This is a genomic window from Nocardioides sp. (genome assembly GCF_024509035.1).
Lineage (GTDB): Bacteria > Actinomycetota > Actinomycetes > Propionibacteriales > Nocardioidaceae > Nocardioides.
The window spans coordinates 1-1,094 of the sequence record NZ_JANINT010000198.1 but is presented as its reverse complement, the minus strand read 5'-3'; the positions used below and the strand labels follow the sequence as shown (position 1 = coordinate 1,094).

The 1,094-nt window shown below is 72.2% G+C and carries 1 protein-coding gene and 1 pseudogene; both read left to right on the top strand.

Going from position 1 to position 1,094, the window contains the following annotated elements; genetic code table 11:
* Positions 1–626, top strand: a pseudogene (locus Q0L15_RS14680) (hydantoinase/oxoprolinase family protein); the annotation flags it as partial.
* A partial coding sequence (locus Q0L15_RS14675; RefSeq protein WP_296605196.1) for a hydantoinase B/oxoprolinase family protein occupies positions 623–1,094 on the top strand: 472 nt, incomplete at its 3' end. The pseudogene Q0L15_RS14680 and the gene Q0L15_RS14675, both read left to right, overlap by 4 nt.

Sequence of the window (1,094 nt, the reverse complement as noted above, 5' to 3'; positions counted from 1 at the left end):
TGCTCACCGTCGACGTCAAGAACGACTACGTGCAGACCCACGTCACGCTCGAGGACCACCTCGACCCGGCCGCGGTCACCGGCATCTACGACGAGCTCACGGCGCGCGCCGCCGAGGCGCTCGCCAAGGAGGGCTTCGACCCGGGGGAGCACCAGTTCGTCCGCACCGCCGACCTGCGCTACTTCGGCCAGGCCTTCGAGGTGCGCGTCCCGGTGGCCGCCGGCGCGCTCGACCCGGCCGCCGTCGCCGAGGCGTTCCACGCCGCGCACCGGGCGCTCTACGGCTACGACTTCTCCGGCGACGCCTCCCAGCAGGTCGAGTGGGTCAACCTCCGGGTCTCCGGCATCGGCCCGATCAAGCGGCCGGACATCAAGCACCATCCGGTGGTCGAGCCGGTCGAGACCCCCGCAGCCGACGGGCGGCGCCAGGTGTGCTTCGACGCCGCCGAGGGGCACGTCGACACGCCGCTGCACCAGCGCAGCACGCTGGCACCGGGCACGGTCCTGCGTGGCCCGGTGATCGTCGAGGAGTTCGGCTCGACCGTGCCGATCCACCCCGGCTTCGACGTCCGCGTCGACGAGTACCTCAACCTGATCGTCACCCGCGTCCAGGAGGACGAGCGATGAGTCGCCGAGCGCCCACCCAGTTCCCCTTCGGCCACCTCACCGCCGACGCCGGCGCGAGCGCCGACCCGGTGCTCGTCGAGATCGTCCAGGGCTCGCTGGCCAGCGTGGAGATGGAGGTCGAGACCGCGATCGGGCGCACCAGCCGCAGCCCGATGATCCGCGACGCCCACGACTTCCGCGCCGGCATCCACGACCGGCTGCTGCGCAAGCTGACGGGCCGGTCCTACTCCGCGCTCGTGCACCCGGTGGCGCGCGACTTCCCGATCGAGGAGATGCGCGAGGGCGACGTCTTCTTCCACAACGACGTCTACCTCTCCGAGGGCGGCATCGGCCACCTCCCCGACCTCTGCGTGACGGTGCCGGTGTTCGCGGGCCCCGAGGGCGAGCGACGGGTGGTGGCGTTCGTCCAGGCCTTCGGACACCACGACGACATCGGCGGCGCGGTCCCTGGCTCGATGCCCTCGGCCG